Here is a 16,009-nt window from a genome sequence, read left to right on the forward strand (position 1 = left end):
CCCGCCGTATTCCGGCGGGCGGCGGGAGTGTCCTACTCTTCCGCGCGCAACACGGCGGTCACCCGCAACGACGTCTCGTGCAGCCGGTCGAACACCTCGAGCACGAGTTCCATCTGCTCAGCGGTGTAATCCGCCATGGCCGCGCCGAATTCGTTCGCCAGTACTTCGTAGTGCGGCGCGATCCGGTCGATCTTCTCCTGGACCACACTGACGATGACCCGCCGCCGGTCCTGCTCGTCGTGTTCCCGGCGGACATAGCCCGCTTTCAACAGCCGGTCGATCATCCGTGTGATGGCGCCGGTGGTCAGGCCCGTCTGGGTGGCGAGTTCGCCCGCCGTAGCCGGGCCGCCGATGCGCAGCAGGTTCAGGCAGCGCAGGTCGGTGACGTGCAAGCCGAGTCGATCGGCCACGGCCTAGCCACAACGGTAGTGACGGTCGGTATCGACCGCCTGGTACGCCTGATCGTGCCGCCGTCCACTACATAGTGCACTACAGTCAAGCCTCACAAGGCCTCACGTACGGAGCGTTTTTCGGATCTCGTCCGCGAGCTCGAAATTTCCAGCGGCAATGAACTTTTGACGCCTGTTCATTGCACTCTCGATGTCTGACAATGAGTTCAGACCGTAGTCCAGCGAGATCGGCGCTCCGTGCAGATCGATGACCGCACCCCCGGCTGCGTGAAGGACATAATGCCCGGGGGAAAGATCCCAGATCGCGAAGCCCTTTGCGAATTCGATCATGGCGTCCGAGAAGCCTGCGGCTACGTGACACAAACCAATCGATCCGAAATCGACCCCGATACGACCTCTCGATTTTCCGTCATCAGATGGCTCGCTGAGGGCTTTCATGAAGTTCCGCTGCTCGGCGAGTGGCCGGAATCGTTCTGCGGGCCGCATCATGTAGTTGGTGACCAGTGCTTCGGAGAGTTTCGCCACAGAGGGCTGGTCGAGAAGATGTCGATTGCCATCCTCTGTGATTATGAACGCGCGATCTTTGCCACTGCCGTCCCGGGCCGCCAGATACATCTGGACATGATGGAAGATATCGCCGACCACAGCGGCAACAGGCCGGGCCAGACTGCGCGAGTACACCATGACATGCGTATAGCCGCAAAGTCCTCGCACGGCTAGTTCGCTGGTATCGAGAGGATCGACCAGCACACATAAGTCCGGATCTACGTCATCTCCGATGACCTCCGGGTCAGCCTCCTCCGAGGCGTAGACGAACGAGGGAATGTGCTCGACCAACACCTCTTTGTAGCGTTCATGCATCCACAAATCATGCTCGGACAAGAAATTGTCGGCGTGACGCAAATTCTCACTTTCTGCGCGATGACCGGTCAGCGCAGCTTCGATGAGTCGGGGCCGGATTTCCCCTATGATCTGGCGCACTACCTCGGCGAGGCGTGGTGCGATATCCGGGATCGCGCTCGAACTACTCATAGGGCGATCGCCTCTTTCGGGTGTCACCGCAACTCCAGCGGAGGTTCGATACCGGGCGGGCTCATGGTTGCGGCAATGAAGATAGCCGCAAAGTCGGCTGCGCGCATGATTTTCGCCCCGGTCAGATCATCGAATCCACCAACTTCCAAGTCACGCCCTTTGGTCATGGCACCGAACACGGCGAAATACAGCTCGGCTTTCGGGTACCGTGCGCGAACTTGTTGGGTGAGATATCCGACAACGTCGGCGTGTTTGACCTCGAAGTCACAGATAAATATGGTCGGCGCTTCTCTGGCTTCGGGAAAGTACGACGACTCATCCAGATCGATGCCGTCACGTACTTTATTGCAACGAAGATAGCCGATCCGGCACCGCGAAAACCGCGACGAAGCAAGGAAAGTTGCCATTACAAGGCCGGCCTCGTTGACGCCGAAGCATAGGTCCACGTCCAGGCGTCTTCCGACACTTTTGATCTGCCGTGACAGACGCTCGATGCCGAACCCGAATGTCTCCCAGGACAGATCCAGCAGCTGACCTGGGTGCGGATTGGGTAGAGAGCACACCAAAATTTCGGAATTTCCGTATTCGACCGTGGGCACAGACAGACTGAATTCACCGCCCACCTGGCTCGGCATTCCCTCCGAATTCGAGGTGAAGTCCGCGATCCGAGCCGTGGCATCCAGCTGATTATCCGCGACCTTCGATCCGACTCCGTTGTTCGTAAATTGTTTGAGCGACAACTGGTCCTCGATCGGCAGGCGTTCGTAAGCCTCGGCGATCAACTCGGTCGGCGACACATATTCTTCCGCAACTCCGAGCGGGCCACGGCCGTAGGCCGTGCACAGGATCAACACACTCGACAACGATGGTGGAGATCCTTGGCCACGCCCTCGCGCCCACGTTTCCCACGCGTTGATGGACGTGCCACCCAGGCTTGTCTGATTCCCGGTCACTTCGTTATAACGCTCAGCAGCATGATCTTGAGACAAACCAGCTGCGTACCTGTATGCCTGCAGACTCGGCACATCTGGGTACCTGGCCGATAACTCCGCCGCCACGAGCCGCACCGATCCCAGCTCGGTCCACAGCTTCTTGCCTACGGCAGCCATCTCGCGACCACGGGCTTGCGGGCTCAACCGTTGGCCGAACCGGGAATTTGCCTTCGGCGACCTCGACGAGACTTCCACGTACCCCACCCCTTCGCGCCGTGAACCGTCAGCGACGTCTCAAGTTACCCATTCTGCTGGGCAAGGCCGGAACAAACAGCCGAAATCGCAGGTCAGGATACCCAAGAACGCGTCGTAGATCGAACCGCTACACAGGTGTCAAGGGGCCGATCCTGCTGCCACTCTGAGATCCAGCACCCACCCGGCGGGCGCGTCCCAGTTCCCCTCTCACGATACGGACGCATCGCTAGCCGTGAGCGGCTGGCGATGACCGTCACCCCGCCGGGTGGCGTGCACCAAACGTCGAGCGACACAGCAGGGGTGCAATCGGATGGGGTTCAATTGGTGGCGGGAAGCCGAACAGGACGACACATCGGCACAAGCAATCATCGACCGCGTGGCCGCCGAATGGCAGGCGGAACGCCAACGCGAACGAAGTCGTGTCGAGCAGCCTGACGCCGGACTATGGCCTACTGGATGGCCCCATGAGGCACCCGAGAACCCGCTGAGTGTTGCCGAAGCGCACTGGACCATGCAGCGGCACAAGGATTGCCGCACGGATCTGTGCCCGCGCAAGGCGGCGGCCCGGCAAACGCTCATCGACGCGGGGCGGATGAAGCCGGACACCTCGCGGGAGCCGTACTGACGTGCGCGCATGGAAGCGTGTCCGGCGATTCGGACGCGCACCGGCGCCTAGCCGAGCATCTGCTCGATCAGGCGGCGGGCCGCGCGATCGGTGCGCTCGACCTCGCCGGTGATCAGCCGGTCCTGCAGGATGCCGCGCAATCCCGAAACGAGCAGGGTGGCAACGGCTTCCGGATCGTCGATGGCGTCGAGGCCGCGTAGCCCGTCGGCCAGCGCCGAGACGAAGACGGCGATGGCCGAGGTGGCGTAGTCGATGTACGGACTGCGCGGGGCGCACGCCGCGCCGAGGACTTGGAGCATCACTTGGACGCTCGTGCGGCCGTCACCCGAGGTGTTGGCGGTCCAGAAGTTCCAGAGCCGGTCGCGGAGTTCGGAGGCGTCCCGGATGTCGGCGAAGAGGGCCGCGATATCGGGGCGCTGCGTCGCCAGTGCTTGGACCAGCAGTTCCTCTTTGGTCGTGAAGTAGTAGATCAGCATGCGCGAGCTGGTGCCGAGCTCGGCGGCCAGCGGGCGCAACGACAGGTCCGCGAGGCCGTGATCGGCGATGTAGCGCACGACGGCGGCGAGGAGTTCGGCGCGTTTGGCGTGGTCGAGAGGGCGGGCCATAGGTTGACTGTAGCGATTGGTACAGGTATTCATGACATCGTGACTGTAACAATCGCTTCAGAAACTCGGGATTCGGTCGTGGTCACCGGATACGCGGCCACCACGTCGCTGGCCGATGACATGGATACGACCTGGTCCGGATTGCTCGCGGGGCACAGCGGGATCGGCGCGCTGGAGGACGATTTCGTGGCCGAGTACGACCTGCCGGTCCGCATCGGCGGCAAGCTGAAGTCACAGCCGGGCGCCGAGCTGACGCGGGTGGAACAGCGCAGGCACTCCTACGTCGAGCAAATGGCGCTGGTGCTCGGCCGCCGGGTGTGGCGCTCGGCGGGGACGCCCGAGGTGGACGGCGACCGGTTGGCGGTGGCCGTCGGCACCGGGCTCGGCGGCGGCGACGCGCTGATCTCGGCGGTGGACGCGATGCGCACCGGCGGCTACCGGAAAGTGCCGCCGATGTCGGTACCGATGGTGATGCCGAACGGGCCCGCCGCCACCGTCGGCCTCGAAATCGGAGCCAGAGCAGGGGTTTTCGCACCGGTCTCGGCCTGCTCGTCGGGATCGGAGGCGATCGCGCACGCGTGGCGGCTGATCACCACCGGCGAGGCGGACGTGGTGGTGGCGGGCGGCGTGGAAGGACACATCGACGCCGTGCCCATCGCCAGCTTCGCCATGATGCGCGCCATGAGCACCCGCAACGACGATCCGGAACGCGCGTCCCGCCCGTTCGACCGGGACCGCGACGGGTTCGTCTTCGGCGAGGCGGGCGCGCTGCTGGTGCTCGAGTCGGAGCGGCACGCACGCGCGCGGGGCGCCACGGTGCACGGGCGCGTGCTCGGCGCGGGTATCACCTCCGACGCCTATCACATCGTCGCGTCGGAACCGGAGGGCATCGGCGCAGCCCGCGCGATGCGCAAAGCCATCGAGACCGCGGGGCTGCGGCCTGCGGACATCCAGCATGTGAACGCGCACGCCACGTCGACCTCCATCGGCGACGCCTCGGAGGCCAACGCGATAGCGTCCGTCGTGCCCGATGCCTCGGTCTACGCTCCGAAATCCGCGCTGGGGCACTCGATCGGAGCGGTCGGCGCCTTGGAATCGCTGGTCACCATGCTCACCCTGCGGGACCAGGTCGTTCCGCCCACCCTGAACCTCGACAACCGCGATCCGGCGATCGACCTCGATATCGTCGCGGGTGCGCCGCGTACCCAGCGCATCGACTTCGCGCTGAACAACTCGTTCGGCTTCGGCGGGCACAATGTGGCCCTCGCGTTCGGGCGGGCCTGACGGCGGCGCGGCTCAGAAGCCCGGCTACCGTCGAGAGAAAAGACCGATCGGCCCGGAGGACGTACGACGTGGGTGAGCGCCAGCGCAGCAATCGAGGACACATCCCGTGGTCACGCACGACCGAGCCGAGCGCCGGAGAGGCACAGTCGTGAGTGGCGCCTTTTACCTTCCCGACCCGGATCAGCCGGATCGCTTCCTCTCGACCGAACTCACCCGCGGCCCCTGGTCGCCGGACGCCCAGCACGCGGGCCCGCCCTCGGCGCTGCTCGGTCACGTGATCGAGCGGTGCGAGCCGCGCCAGGGGTTCCAGGTCGGCCGGGTCGCGGTCGAGATCCTCGGCCCGGTGCCGCTGGAACCGCTCACCGCGGTGGCGCGCGTCGTCCGCCCCGGCCGCAGCGTGGAACTCATCGAGGCGACGCTGTCCTCCGAGCGCGGGCCGGTGATGCGGGCGAATGCTTGGCGGTTCAAGCTGGCTGAACCGGAATTGCCGCTGCCGGAACGTTTCCTGCCCGCGGGCACGCGCCCGGGCCCCGAGCAGGCGGATGTGCCCGCGCCGTTCCCGTCCACCCAGCCGGTCGGCTTCCACACCGCCATCGAATACCGCTTCGTCAGCGGATCTTTCACCGAACCAGGCCCGGCGGTCTGCTGGATCAGGATCAAGCACCCGATCGTCGCGGGCACCGATCCCAGCCCGCTGGAGCGCACCCTCGCGGCCGCGGATTCCGGCAACGGCGTCAGCGCGATCCTGGACTGGTCGAAGTACCTGTTCATCAACACCGATCTCACAGTCACCCTGCACCGCCAGCCCGCAGGCGAATGGGTCTGCCTCGACGCCGTCACCTATCCCCAACCCCATGGCATAGGTATGGCCGAATCGGCGCTCTACGACGAAAAGGGCCCGTTAGGCCGCAGCACGCAAACCCTCTTCCTCGGCACCCGCTAGCCGAGGCAGACCCACTCGACGTTCGTCACCGACCGGCTCGCGGACGGGTCGAAATCTGCTGCGCGGCACGCACGTTGCCATCACGGCTGGTGAAGAAGATTGCGAGGAATCGTCGCTCGTTCCGAGCGCGGAGCCACAGCGCCGTCCCCGCGTCACCAAGGTGGTGACTACGACTGCCGTGCAGACACCGACGACGCATGCGCGATTGACGCGGCCTCATCCGCACACCACCGAAACTCGTTCCAGCGCACCGAGGAATTGCAGGCACTCCGCTCCGTGCCCGGCGTGCTGGGTCAGGATGATCTTCGCGACGTCGAGGGAGAGATCGCCGGGTTGTTCACTGCAGACGCGGTGGCGGATTCGAACGATAGCTGCGTCCACGGCCGGGGTCATGGCGCCCTGCGCTGGGCACGTTCGTCCGGGACAATGTGCCCGGCATCGACCAAAGTCCAGTACGCATAGGCCTTGTCCGAACAGGAATCAATGCTGCAACGGACGTGGTCTTGCATAGTCGCATGAGCGTGCTCGATGTCGAGGCGGTCGATGATGTCGGTAGCGGGCACTGCTGATTCTGGTAGTACGTCGTCTCTATCGAGTAGGTACGGCAGGACATAGAAGGTGCCTACGGCCAGCAGCGCCAGCGCGACCGCAACGATTCCTGCGGTGACGATCTGATCCATGCGGAAGAGGGTCGGGAGCGCGCCGGTCTGCCCGCGCCGCCACGAATGCATCACCTTGATCAGCAGAATCGGCAGAGGTATCTTCTATGTCTCATCTTCGCCCTACCGTCAGGACAACCCGAAGGGTGTGCACCTGTGGGAACTGTACTGAAAGCCTTGCTGCAACAGCGCCACCTTCAGACCGTCTCCGCGTTCAACCGCGAGTACGATCGCATCGCGCGCAGCTCCGAACCCGAACTCGTCGGCGCCGGGCCCAAGAAGGCCCAGTTCTATCGTTGGCTTTCCGGAAATCTGACCAGTTTGCCGTACCCTCATCATCGCCGGATTCTGGAGGCCATGTTCCCCGGCTGGTCGGCCGATGAACTATTCGACGACTGCACGAATTCCAGTGAGATCCGGCCGGCCCGCGAAAACGGTGCTCGCATCAGGCCTTCCGATCACATCATGGCCGATGTCGAGGCAATCTTCGCCAACCGAGCCGACTTTCTTCACGCGATGCCCCCGCGAAAGCTCTTCGAAGGTACCCGCCGAATCGACATGGCGGGACTATCACTGAATCTGCTTTGCCAGCAGTACTCGGATAGCGACCTCATGAAGTTGCTCGATTCCGGCGCCATACTTCGCTGCCTTTTCCTTGATCCGAACGGCACTCACATCCGTGCCCGGGAGAGCGAGGAGGGGCATGCCCCGGGAGTGCTGTCGAGCCTTACCGAACTCAACATGAAGTGCCTGATACGAGCGCAGAAGCGATATGCGACACAGCAGGCGCAGCCCATCCAGATCCGCACATACGATGAGACCGTTCGCTTCAATATAACCATCGTCGACTCGGCAGTCTGCATCATTCAGCCCTACCTGCCGAGAGCCCGGGGAGTCGAATCGCCGACGTTGGTCGCTCGAAAATCAGAGCCGCCAGGGCTCTTCGACACTTTCGCCGAGATCTTCGAAACGATGTGGTCCAGCGCCCGGGAGGTTCCGGCGGTATGACAGTGAGTCGAGACAAGCTGCTCCAGATCGCCCGGTCGGCAGTCGACGGAGGCGCCGAACTTCTCCGCACCGCCGATCGGGGGAACATCCAGATCAAGGGTGACCGCGACTACGCCACCGACTTGGACCACCGAATTCAGGACCATATCGGACGACATCTGGCCGATGCGACACCCGGAATCGGTTTTCTGGGTGAGGAACTAGAGGAGGTGTCGCTCGATTGCACTGGCGGATACCTGTGGGTTCTCGACCCGATCGACGGAACTTCCAACTTCATCCATGGGCTGCCGCTCTGTGCCGTGTCGCTGGCACTGGTGCACGACGGCGAACCGGTGATCGGTGTCGTCAGCGCACCGTTCCTCGGCCTGGAGTACTACGGTGCGGCTGGACAGGGGGCGTGGGGCAACGACAAGCCGATCAAGGCGAGCAACGCCGAAACGCTCAACCGGGCCATCGTTTCCGTTGGCGACTACGCGGTCGGATGGGACGCGGAGCCTAAGAACAAACACCGCATTGCACTCACCGCTGCACTTGCCGCAACCGTCGAGCGGGTGCGAATGTTCGGATCCGCCGCCCTCGATCTCGTCTGGGTCGCCGAGGGACGGACCGATGCCTGCGTCATGCTGTCCAATAAGCCCTGGGACACGGCCGCCGGTGTGCTCATCGCGCGTGAGGCGGGGGCTGTTGTCCTCGACTCGGCCGCCCGCAGGCACAGCCTCCACTCTCCCGACACGATCGCCGCGACACCCGTCATCGCCGACCAACTCATGGTCCTGGTCAACGAATCGATCCGCTGACCGTCAATCAGACGATGACAGGACCAGCACGGACCCTTCAGCAGCGGCGAATCTTGTTCACCGACTCCAGGCGTCAGGGCCGTTGCCGGTATCAGTCGCTCACGGACGGGTGGAGATCTGCTGGACGCCCCAGCCGTTGCCGTCGGGGTCGGTGAAGAAGAAGAATCCGACGTTGTCCAGGGGGTCGGGCATGGGGGTCGGGTTCTCGCCGAGGGATTGGATTTCGGTTACCTCTACGCCGCGGGAGGTCAGTTCCTCGTGGGCCTTGCGCAGGTCGTTGACCACTAGTTGCAGGCCTTGCTGGGAGCCGGGGGGCATGTCCGGCACCGCGCCCTTGCCGATCACGATCGAGCATCCGGAGCCAGGCGGGGTGAGTTGCACGATACGAACGTTGTCGTCGATCTTGGTGTCGTGGTCGACGGCGAAGCCTAGTTGCTCGGCGTAGAACTGCTTGGCACGGTCGATATCCGACACGGGCACGATCACGACCTCGAGTGTCCAGTTCACGGCACATCCTTTCGGTGCGGACAGCGGTATTCGTACCAGTGCGGACCGGTTCAGGCGGGGAAATTCATCGCCGCGCCCAACGCCAGGTGAACTCGTCCGGCGCGGGCGGCGGGCCGGGCAGATCGCCGTCCGCGCTCAACCCGGCCACGAGCATCGCGAGCACGCGGCGGCGCAACTGGACGGTGCGCTCCGGGCTGGGCACCGCGACGGCAGCGCAGGATTCCAGGATCAGGCCGAGATCCTGCGGGGTCACGTCCGGACGCAGCTTGCCGGTGGCGTGGGCGCGGCGCACGAGCTCCTCCGTCACCTCCGCGGCGTGCCGAACATCGGGCAGGAGCGATTCGTCGGGTGTGAACGTGCCCGCGAGGTGCACAGTGAGCGAGTGCACGTCGGCGTCCACCACGCGCTCCAGAAAGCCGACCAGGCCGCTCCAGCCGTCCGGATCCCCCAACGCCGCGTCGGCTTCCGCGTTGTACCGGCGCAGACCGTCGTGACAGAGCGTGCGCAACAGCACCTCTTTGCTCGGATAGCGCCGGTACAGCGCGCTGATCCCGACGCCGGCGCGTTCGGCCACGGCGGAGATCGGGGCTGTGGCGTCGGCGAGGAACACCGCGCGGGCGGCCTCCAGGATCAGGCCGTCGTTGCGGGCGGCTTGCGCCTTGCGGCCGGGTAGGCCCTTCTGAGCTGGGGCTTCGGATGTCTTCGGCATGCATCGAGGATAACACTTGAAACGGAATGATCCGTTCTGTTAGAGTTCAATCAGAACAGAGCATTCCGTTTCAAAAGGAGCCAGGACATGACCGCCATCACCCCCTTCCGCATCCACGTCGACCAGGCCGATCTGGACGACCTGCGCGATCGCCTGGCCCACACCCGTTGGGCCGAGCAGATCCCCGGCTCGGGCGACACCTACGGAGTGAGCGTGGAACGGGTGCGGCACCTGGTCGGATACTGGCGTGACGGATTCGACTGGCGCGCCGTCGAGAATTCTTTGAACGCCTACCCGCAGTTCACCACCGAGATCGACGGCCAGAGCATCCACTTCCTGCACGTGAAATCCGCGCAGGACAACGCCTTCCCGCTGATCCTCACGCACGGCTGGCCGGGCACCTTCGTCGAGTTCATCGGCGTCATCGAGCCGCTCACCGCGGCCGGGTTCGACCTGGTGATCCCCTCCGTGCCGGGATACGGATTCTCCGGCCCCACCACCGAGGCGGGCTGGAACGACGCCCGGATCGCCCGCGCCTGGGCGGAGCTGATGCGGCGGCTCGGCTACTCCCGCTACGGCGCGGTGGGCAACGACGGAGGCTCGCAGATCTCGCCGGAACTCGCCCGGGTGGCTCCGGACAACGTGGTCGGGGTGCATGTCACGCAGGTGTACTCGTTCCCGTCCGGCGATCCGGCCGAGCTGGCCGATCTCGACGAGGGCGAGCAGCAGTCACTGGCCACCCTGGACTGGTTCGTCAAGCACAAGATGGGCTTCAACGTGCTGCAATCGCAGCAGCCACAGACGTTGGCGCACGCGATCACGGACTCGCCCGCCGGATTGGTCGGCTGGAACGGGCAACTGCTCGGCCCGGACCTGGACGACGACTTCGTGCTGACCAACATCGCGATCCACTGGCTCACCGGCACCGCGGGATCGGCGATCCGGCACTACTTCGAGAAGGACAAGGCCGAGCACCCCTCGGCGCCGTCCACGGTTCCGCTGGCGCTGTGCGGCTCCACCGGCGATTTCCACGGCATCCGCCGCTTCGCCGAGCGCGACCACAACATCGTGTCCTGGCGCACGCAGGACGTGTTCACCCACTACCTGCACCACGTCGCGCCCGCGCTGATGGCGGAGGAGATCACGGAGTTCTTCGCCCAGCTGCGCTGAGACAGTCTCTTATGTCATCGAGACTCACGGCCATGGTTCGTCTCGCTTCCCGCTGATGTACTGAATTCAGCAACAACACAACAGCTTTCCGACCGGAAGAGGGAACACCATGAAAATCGCAGTCTTCGGCGCCACCGGTACCGTCGGTCGTCACGTCGTCGAGCAGGCCCTGCGGGAGGGGCACGAGGTCACCGCCTTCACGCGCAGCGCCGCGAGCGTGGGGCAGCGGCACGAGCGGTTGCGCGTAGTGGAAGGCGAAGTGCTGGACACCAATTCGGTGCAGCGAGCGGTGGAGGGGCAGGACGCGGTGCTGATCTCGCTCGGCAACGGCCGCAAGGGCGTGGTCCGGGCGGGCGGCACCAAAGCGATCATCGACGCGATGAATCGCACCGGCGTCAAGCGGCTGATCTGCCAGACCACGCTCGGCGTCGGCGACAGCCGGGGCAACCTGAACTTCCTGTGGAAGTACGTGATGTTCGGGCTCCTGCTGCGCCCGGCCTACGCCGACCACGTCCAGCAGGAGGAGTACGTGCTGGCCAGCGACCTGGACTGGACGATCGTGCGGCCGAGCGCCTTCACCGACGGCCCGGCCACCGGCAGCTACCGGCGCGGGTTCCCGGCGGGCGAACGTGGTCTCACGCTGAAGATCGCCCGTGCCGACATCGCCGGATTCATGATCGAGCAACTGACCGACACCACCTACCTCCGCCAGGCGGCCGGCATCTCGAACTGAGGACGGCGCACCATGCGGTGGCGCGGAAGCGGCCCACGCCCCGAAGCCGGGAGCGTGGGCCGCGGCCGTTGTCGCGGGTTTCAGGCGTGCTCGTGCAATTCGCCCCAGGCCGGGAAGGGATCGGAATACTCGGCCCACGCACCGGGACCAGCGGCGAACTCCGCGGCGGTGAGCAGGGCGGCATCCAGCAACGCGCGCACCTTGTCGCCGCAATCCAGTTTTATCCCGATGAAGACGATCTCCTGCCCCGGCGGCACTTCCAGCGACGACCACCAGGCGGCGGGTTCGAAGACCAGATTCGGCCCCGCTTGCGACCACACCGCGGCCAGGGTCGACCGGCTCGCGATCCAGCAGAATCCCTTGCTGCGCAGCAGACCGCGCAACCGCTCCAGCGCCTCGGACAGCCGCAGCGGATGGAACGGCCGATCGGCAGTGTAGGTGAGGCTGCGAATGCCGTACTCCTCGGTTTCCGGCGTGTGCCCGCCGGCGAGCTCCTCCGCCCAGCCCTCGGTCTCCGCGGCAACCACCGGGTCGTAGCGCCCGGTGTCCAGGACCTCAGCCAGGTCGACCACGCCGTTCGTCGTGCGCAGCACGCGGGCGCGCGGATTCAGGCGGCGCACCGTGGCTTCTACCGCGCCCGCCGCAGCCGCGCCGACCAGGTCGGTCTTGTTCACCAGCAGGACGTCGGCGAACTCCACCTGATCCACCAGCAGGTCGGCGATGGTGCGCGCGTCGCCGTCGCCCGCTTGCAGGTTCCGCTCGGCGAGCGCCTGGCCGCGCGCCACTTCCGCGAGGAAGGTCGAGGCGTCGACCACGGTCACCATGGTGTCCAACCGGGCGATCTCACCGAGCCGGAACCCGTCCTCGAACTCCCAGTCGAACGTCGCCGCCACCGGCATCGGCTCGGAGATGCCGGTCGATTCGATCACCAACTGATCGAACCGCCCCTCGCGAGCGAGCCGGGCGACGGCCTCGATCAGGTCCTCGCGCAATGTGCAGCAGATGCAGCCGTTGGTCAGTTCGACCAGTTTCTCTTCGGTGCGGTCGAGGTGGCCCTGTCCGGCGACGAGCGCGGCGTCGATGTTGACCTCGCTCATGTCGTTGACGATGACCGCCACCCGGCGGCCCTCACGGTTGGCGAGGATGTGGTTGAGCAGCGTCGTCTTGCCCGCCCCGAGAAAGCCGGACAGCACGGTGACGGGAAGCAGATCGGAGTCCATACACTAATGATAACGATTTTCATTTGCTGTCGGCCACCGGGCTCCGGTTGCCGGTGGCGAGCGAACGGGACCGCCGTAGGGTTTGTGGCGTGAAATTGCTGCCATTGCCCGCCGAGGGGCAGACCCCCGTCCGGGCGCTCACCATTGCCGGTACCGATTCCGGTGGAGGCGCCGGAATCCAAGCCGATACCCGCACCATGGCGTTGTGCGGCGTGCACGCGCTGGTGGCCGTGGCGGCGGTGACCGTGCAGAACACGGTGGGCGTCAGCGGCTTTCACGAGATTCCGCCGCAGGTCGTGGCCGATCAGGTGCGCTCGGTCGTCGGCGACATCGGGGTGGGCGCCGCGAAGACCGGCATGCTGGCCTCCACCGCGATCATCGAGGCGGTCGCGGCGGTCTGCCAGGAGGTCGGCATCGGTCGCGACGGCGACATCCCGCTGGTCGTCGATCCGGTCGCGGCCTCGATGCACGGCGATCCGCTGTTGCACGCCGAAGCGCTCGACGCGGTGCGCACCACGCTGATTCCGCTCGCGACCGTGGTGACGCCGAACCTGGACGAGGTCCGCTTGCTCACGGGAATCGACGTGGACGACGACGATTCGGCGCGGCGCGCGGCCGAGGCGCTGCACAAGCTGGGGCCGCGGTGGGCGATCGTCAAGGGCGGGCACCTGCGCTCCTCCGAGTACAGCACCGACCTGCTGTTCGACGGCGACCAGTTCCTCGAGTTCTCCGCGCCGCGCATCGCGACCGGCAACGACCACGGGGGCGGCGACACGCTGGCCGCCGCGATCGCCTGCGCGCTGGCGCACGGCTATCCGGTGCCCGAAGCGGTCGAGTTCGCCAAGGAGTGGACCTACCGCTGCCTCGCGGCGTCCTACGATCTCGGCGCAGGCCATGGGCCGGTGTCCCCGCTGTGGCGGTTGCTTCAGAGTTGACCGGCAACCGTTCGGCGCACGCGATTTCTTGTCGGTGGGCGCTGCCATACTGAGGACGTCGCCGACACGGATGGCTTCAACGGCGAGGCGATCGGAACAACGACGTTCGGCGTTGTCGCGGCAATGACCTCGGCGCCCGTCCCGGGGGGCGCTCCGGTCACAGACTGGAAAATGCCCTGTGCAGCGGAAGATCGGCCGTGATCGCGATGCCGTGCAACCGAGCGCTCGCCGCCACCAGCGCGAAGATGATTTCGCTCAGATAGGCGGCGAACTGTTCGACCGGCATCGCGGGCGGCTCCAGCCGGTTCGTCCCCAGCCACCAATCGGTGGCCGAGGCCACCGCGCCGAAGATCGAATAGATCACCAGTTCCGCGTCCGCCACCCGCACCGATTCGTCGTCCACCGCGCCGGCGAACAACGCGGCGGCGCGTTCGGCGGACTGCCTGGCCGATTGCAGGGCGCGGCCGGTGTCGTCGGAGCGCTGTGTGAAGTGGCTGTGCAGCATGAACCGGAAGACGTCCGGCTGCCGGGCCACCACCAGCGCGTACTCGGACGCGGCCCGGCGCACCAGTTCACCGGCCGAGTCGCCGGTCAGGTCGAAGCTGGTCATGATCTGTTCCCAGAGCATGTCGCGAACCCGGTCGACGATCGCGTTGTAGAGGTCGGCCTTGTCCTCGAAGTGGCGATACAGCTTCGGCTTGGCCGCGCCCGCCTCCTTGGCGATGTCGCCCATGCTGACGCCGGGGCCGAACTTGTCGAGCGCGCGAAAGGCCGCGTCCACGAACTCTTCGCGCACCTTCTTGCGATGCTCGCGCCAACGCTCGGTGCGCGCGTCCACACGTTTGCGCGGCAGGTCCTCCTCCGTCCCGCCGCTGAGCATCACGAATCCGGATGCTACCTGCTACCTCCGGTACGACGCCGCACCCGCCGACCTCAGCCGCCGACAGGCCTATGTCGGCGGCGATCGAAGGTGAGCGCGGTTGAGAACGATCGCGGATGCGCGGGCGCGGACCTCATCCCGGGTGCGGCCGTGGTGATCGGCAGCGAGGAACTGGTTGCCGATGGCCAGGCAGAAGGCAAGGAGGCTGCGGGCTTCGACCTCGTCGGGGTCGGAGCAGAAGGTGCCGATCATCTCGCGGAGCAGATCCATACGCCGGTCGTCCACCCGGCGCAGCCGTTCGGCGACCGATTCGTCTCGCCGGGCCCAGTTGCGGATCGCCAAGTCGATCGCCAGCAGGCGGTCGCTGGACAGGGTCAACCGTCCCGCCAGGACGAGCTTGTCCCGTGGGTCGTCTTCGCGTGCGACGCGGTCGAGTACCTCATCGATGCTCTCGCGCTCCCATTCGTCCAGCAGCGCTTCCAGCAGTGCGTTGCGATCCGCGAAGTAGCCGTAGAACCCGCCCTTGGTCACGCCGAGCGCCTTGGCCAGCCCCTCGATGCGGACCGCGTCCACACCGCTCGCGGCCAGTGTCTGCAATCCCTGGTCGATCCAGGCCTGGCGTGGTGTGCGGGCCACGCCCACAGTGCGACTCCTCTCACACCTTCCCATCTATACGGCACCGTACATCAGGGCTAGGCTCCGTGTTATACGCCATCGTATAACAGAATTCGAGGGTGGCGGTCTGCGCGGCGAGGTGAACGGGTGTCGCGGGGCCACGGTCGCCCGGACAACCCGATGGAGCCACCTGGCTCCGCGCAAGGAAATGGGGAGTTCACATGATCAAGTGGGCTGGCTGGCTCATTGTGTTGTTTCCAGGAGTAGGGCACACGCTGGGCGCTCTCGTGGAGACTGCCCCGCGCTACGCCGGGGCGTGGTTCAGCGGAGAGGGGTGGGAGGTGGATGCCACTGCGATGAACTACGCCGAGGCCACGTTGTGGTACACCGTGTTCAGCTTCGGCGTGCCGTTCCTCCTGATCGGCCTGATGGTGCTGTGGCTGGACCACCGCGGCAGCACACCGCCACCGTTTCTCGCCTGGATGGTGGCCGCTTGGACTTTGACCACTGTGGCGGTCGGCGGCCCCTCGCCCTTGCTGGTCCTCCTGATCGCCGCCGGCCTGCTACTGGCCGGCTCCAGACGCGCCGCTCGCCGCGACAACCCTGGAACTACTGCCGGAATATCCATCCGGCCGAGCTGAACTGCCGCCGTGCAACGGGTGCGGCCGCAGATGCGCCGCTCCCCTGGCC

Annotated in this window: 21 protein-coding genes; 10 read left to right on the plus strand and 11 right to left on the minus strand. The window is 65.6% G+C overall.

Annotation, left to right across the window (positions count from 1 at the left end):
* Nucleotides 1-32: 32 nt before the first annotated feature.
* The 3 genes from ON19_RS28590 to ON19_RS28600 form a co-directional block, all read right to left on the minus strand.
* The gene (locus ON19_RS28590) at nucleotides 33-410 is read right to left on the minus strand and encodes a MarR family transcriptional regulator (RefSeq protein ID WP_051169385.1); all 378 of its coding nucleotides are present in this window, start codon (nucleotides 408-410) and stop codon (nucleotides 33-35) included.
* A gap of 102 nt (nucleotides 411-512) precedes the next feature.
* Nucleotides 513-1,442, minus strand: a complete 930-nt coding sequence (locus ON19_RS28595) for an inositol monophosphatase family protein (RefSeq protein WP_043699384.1) — start codon at nucleotides 1,440-1,442, stop codon at nucleotides 513-515.
* A 23-nt stretch (nucleotides 1,443-1,465) separates the two neighbouring features.
* On the minus strand, nucleotides 1,466-2,629 hold the full coding sequence (locus tag ON19_RS28600; protein WP_157229871.1) for a hypothetical protein: 1,164 nt from the start codon (nucleotides 2,627-2,629) through the stop codon (nucleotides 1,466-1,468).
* A 310-nt stretch (nucleotides 2,630-2,939) separates the two neighbouring features.
* Here ON19_RS28600 and ON19_RS28605 point away from each other — a divergent pair, with 310 nt between their 5' ends.
* The gene (locus ON19_RS28605) at nucleotides 2,940-3,254 is read left to right on the plus strand and encodes a hypothetical protein (RefSeq protein ID WP_043699387.1); all 315 of its coding nucleotides are present in this window, start codon (nucleotides 2,940-2,942) and stop codon (nucleotides 3,252-3,254) included.
* A 47-nt stretch (nucleotides 3,255-3,301) separates the two neighbouring features.
* On the opposite strand, the gene ON19_RS28610 is transcribed toward ON19_RS28605, so the two are convergent.
* On the minus strand, nucleotides 3,302-3,859 hold the full coding sequence (locus tag ON19_RS28610) for a TetR/AcrR family transcriptional regulator (protein WP_043699390.1): 558 nt from the start codon (nucleotides 3,857-3,859) through the stop codon (nucleotides 3,302-3,304).
* Nucleotides 3,860-3,898: 39 nt separating this feature from the next.
* Here ON19_RS28610 and ON19_RS28615 point away from each other — a divergent pair, with 39 nt between their 5' ends.
* Together ON19_RS28615 and ON19_RS28620 are read left to right on the plus strand one after the other, a co-directional pair.
* Nucleotides 3,899-5,143: a KasA/KasB family beta-ketoacyl-ACP synthase gene (locus ON19_RS28615; protein ID WP_043699398.1), complete on the plus strand. Its 1,245-nt coding sequence runs from the start codon at nucleotides 3,899-3,901 to the stop codon at nucleotides 5,141-5,143.
* A 148-nt stretch (nucleotides 5,144-5,291) separates the two neighbouring features.
* A complete protein-coding gene (locus ON19_RS28620) occupies nucleotides 5,292-6,086 on the plus strand; it encodes a thioesterase family protein (RefSeq protein ID WP_043699738.1) in 795 nt (264 codons plus the stop codon).
* Nucleotides 6,087-6,302: 216 nt separating this feature from the next.
* Here ON19_RS28620 and ON19_RS42260 read toward each other — a convergent pair whose 3' ends face one another.
* Nucleotides 6,303-6,467, minus strand: coding sequence for a hypothetical protein (locus ON19_RS42260; protein ID WP_157229872.1), 165 nt, complete (start codon nucleotides 6,465-6,467; stop codon nucleotides 6,303-6,305).
* An 8-nt stretch (nucleotides 6,468-6,475) separates the two neighbouring features.
* Complete coding sequence (locus ON19_RS28625) at nucleotides 6,476-6,766, minus strand: hypothetical protein (protein WP_157229873.1); 291 nt, start codon at nucleotides 6,764-6,766, stop codon at nucleotides 6,476-6,478.
* On the opposite strand from ON19_RS28625, the gene ON19_RS42950 reads away from it, so the two are divergent.
* From ON19_RS42950 to ON19_RS28635, 3 genes are read left to right on the plus strand one after another with little or no spacing between them, the layout of a single operon-like run.
* Nucleotides 6,765-6,917: a hypothetical protein gene (locus ON19_RS42950; protein WP_169334230.1), complete on the plus strand. Its 153-nt coding sequence runs from the start codon at nucleotides 6,765-6,767 to the stop codon at nucleotides 6,915-6,917. The genes ON19_RS28625 and ON19_RS42950 overlap by 2 nt on opposite strands.
* A complete protein-coding gene (locus ON19_RS28630) occupies nucleotides 6,902-7,753 on the plus strand; it encodes a DUF5919 domain-containing protein (protein WP_043699406.1) in 852 nt (283 codons plus the stop codon). The genes ON19_RS42950 and ON19_RS28630 overlap by 16 nt, the downstream gene beginning before the upstream one ends.
* Entirely contained in the window at nucleotides 7,750-8,550 is an 801-nt protein-coding gene (locus ON19_RS28635) for an inositol monophosphatase family protein (protein ID WP_043699740.1), read from the plus strand. Before ON19_RS28630 ends, ON19_RS28635 begins: the two co-directional genes overlap by 4 nt.
* A gap of 99 nt (nucleotides 8,551-8,649) precedes the next feature.
* Here the strand turns inward: ON19_RS28635 and ON19_RS28640 are convergent, their stop codons facing one another.
* Together ON19_RS28640 and ON19_RS28645 are read right to left on the minus strand one after the other, a co-directional pair.
* On the minus strand, nucleotides 8,650-9,057 hold the full coding sequence (locus tag ON19_RS28640; protein ID WP_043699409.1) for a VOC family protein: 408 nt from the start codon (nucleotides 9,055-9,057) through the stop codon (nucleotides 8,650-8,652).
* Between the two features lie 64 nt (nucleotides 9,058-9,121).
* Nucleotides 9,122-9,766, minus strand: coding sequence for a TetR/AcrR family transcriptional regulator (locus tag ON19_RS28645; protein ID WP_043699411.1), 645 nt, complete (start codon nucleotides 9,764-9,766; stop codon nucleotides 9,122-9,124).
* Between the two features lie 87 nt (nucleotides 9,767-9,853).
* Here ON19_RS28645 and ON19_RS28650 point away from each other — a divergent pair, with 87 nt between their 5' ends.
* Both ON19_RS28650 and ON19_RS28655 read left to right on the plus strand, forming a co-directional pair.
* A complete protein-coding gene (locus ON19_RS28650; RefSeq protein ID WP_043699414.1) occupies nucleotides 9,854-10,936 on the plus strand; it encodes an epoxide hydrolase family protein in 1,083 nt (360 codons plus the stop codon).
* A 109-nt stretch (nucleotides 10,937-11,045) separates the two neighbouring features.
* On the plus strand, nucleotides 11,046-11,669 hold the full coding sequence (locus ON19_RS28655) for an NAD(P)-dependent oxidoreductase (RefSeq protein ID WP_043699416.1): 624 nt from the start codon (nucleotides 11,046-11,048) through the stop codon (nucleotides 11,667-11,669).
* 80 nt (nucleotides 11,670-11,749) lie between these two features.
* Here the strand turns inward: ON19_RS28655 and ON19_RS28660 are convergent, their stop codons facing one another.
* On the minus strand, nucleotides 11,750-12,889 hold the full coding sequence (locus ON19_RS28660; RefSeq protein ID WP_043699418.1) for a GTP-binding protein: 1,140 nt from the start codon (nucleotides 12,887-12,889) through the stop codon (nucleotides 11,750-11,752).
* 89 nt (nucleotides 12,890-12,978) lie between these two features.
* On the opposite strand from ON19_RS28660, the gene thiD reads away from it, so the two are divergent.
* On the plus strand, nucleotides 12,979-13,824 hold the full coding sequence (thiD, locus tag ON19_RS28665; RefSeq protein WP_043699420.1) for a bifunctional hydroxymethylpyrimidine kinase/phosphomethylpyrimidine kinase: 846 nt from the start codon (nucleotides 12,979-12,981) through the stop codon (nucleotides 13,822-13,824).
* 157 nt (nucleotides 13,825-13,981) lie between these two features.
* Here the strand turns inward: thiD and ON19_RS28670 are convergent, their stop codons facing one another.
* Nucleotides 13,982-14,704 (minus strand): TetR/AcrR family transcriptional regulator, encoded by a 723-nt coding sequence (locus tag ON19_RS28670; protein WP_051169386.1) that lies wholly within the window; start codon nucleotides 14,702-14,704, stop codon nucleotides 13,982-13,984.
* 69 nt (nucleotides 14,705-14,773) lie between these two features.
* Complete coding sequence (locus ON19_RS28675) at nucleotides 14,774-15,346, minus strand: TetR/AcrR family transcriptional regulator (RefSeq protein WP_043699422.1); 573 nt, start codon at nucleotides 15,344-15,346, stop codon at nucleotides 14,774-14,776.
* Between the two features lie 194 nt (nucleotides 15,347-15,540).
* On the opposite strand from ON19_RS28675, the gene ON19_RS28680 reads away from it, so the two are divergent.
* Nucleotides 15,541-15,960: a DUF6463 family protein gene (locus ON19_RS28680; protein ID WP_051169387.1), complete on the plus strand. Its 420-nt coding sequence runs from the start codon at nucleotides 15,541-15,543 to the stop codon at nucleotides 15,958-15,960.
* The last annotated feature ends 49 nt before the right edge of the window (nucleotides 15,961-16,009 follow it).

This window comes from Nocardia abscessus NBRC 100374 (genome assembly GCF_000308455.1).
GTDB lineage: Bacteria > Actinomycetota > Actinomycetes > Mycobacteriales > Mycobacteriaceae > Nocardia > Nocardia abscessus.

Bases quoted from the DNA above. Each gene is read 5' to 3' on its own strand.
- ON19_RS28595 (WP_043699384.1), bottom strand. From the start codon at position 1,442: ATGAGTAGTTCGAGCGCGATCCCGGATATCGCACCACGCCTCGCCGAG.
- ON19_RS28605 (WP_043699387.1), top strand. From the start codon at position 2,940: ATGGGGTTCAATTGGTGGCGGGAAGCCGAACAGGACGACACATCGGCA.
- ON19_RS28610 (WP_043699390.1), bottom strand. From the start codon at position 3,859: ATGGCCCGCCCTCTCGACCACGCCAAACGCGCCGAACTCCTCGCCGCC.
- ON19_RS42950 (WP_169334230.1), top strand. From the start codon at position 6,765: ATGCGGAAGAGGGTCGGGAGCGCGCCGGTCTGCCCGCGCCGCCACGAA.
- ON19_RS28625 (WP_157229873.1), bottom strand. From the start codon at position 6,766: ATGGATCAGATCGTCACCGCAGGAATCGTTGCGGTCGCGCTGGCGCTG.
- ON19_RS28635 (WP_043699740.1), top strand. From the start codon at position 7,750: ATGACAGTGAGTCGAGACAAGCTGCTCCAGATCGCCCGGTCGGCAGTC.
- ON19_RS28645 (WP_043699411.1), bottom strand. From the start codon at position 9,766: ATGCCGAAGACATCCGAAGCCCCAGCTCAGAAGGGCCTACCCGGCCGC.
- ON19_RS28650 (WP_043699414.1), top strand. From the start codon at position 9,854: ATGACCGCCATCACCCCCTTCCGCATCCACGTCGACCAGGCCGATCTG.
- ON19_RS28655 (WP_043699416.1), top strand. From the start codon at position 11,046: ATGAAAATCGCAGTCTTCGGCGCCACCGGTACCGTCGGTCGTCACGTC.
- ON19_RS28660 (WP_043699418.1), bottom strand. From the start codon at position 12,889: ATGGACTCCGATCTGCTTCCCGTCACCGTGCTGTCCGGCTTTCTCGGG.
- ON19_RS28670 (WP_051169386.1), bottom strand. From the start codon at position 14,704: ATGCTCAGCGGCGGGACGGAGGAGGACCTGCCGCGCAAACGTGTGGAC.
- ON19_RS28680 (WP_051169387.1), top strand. From the start codon at position 15,541: ATGATCAAGTGGGCTGGCTGGCTCATTGTGTTGTTTCCAGGAGTAGGG.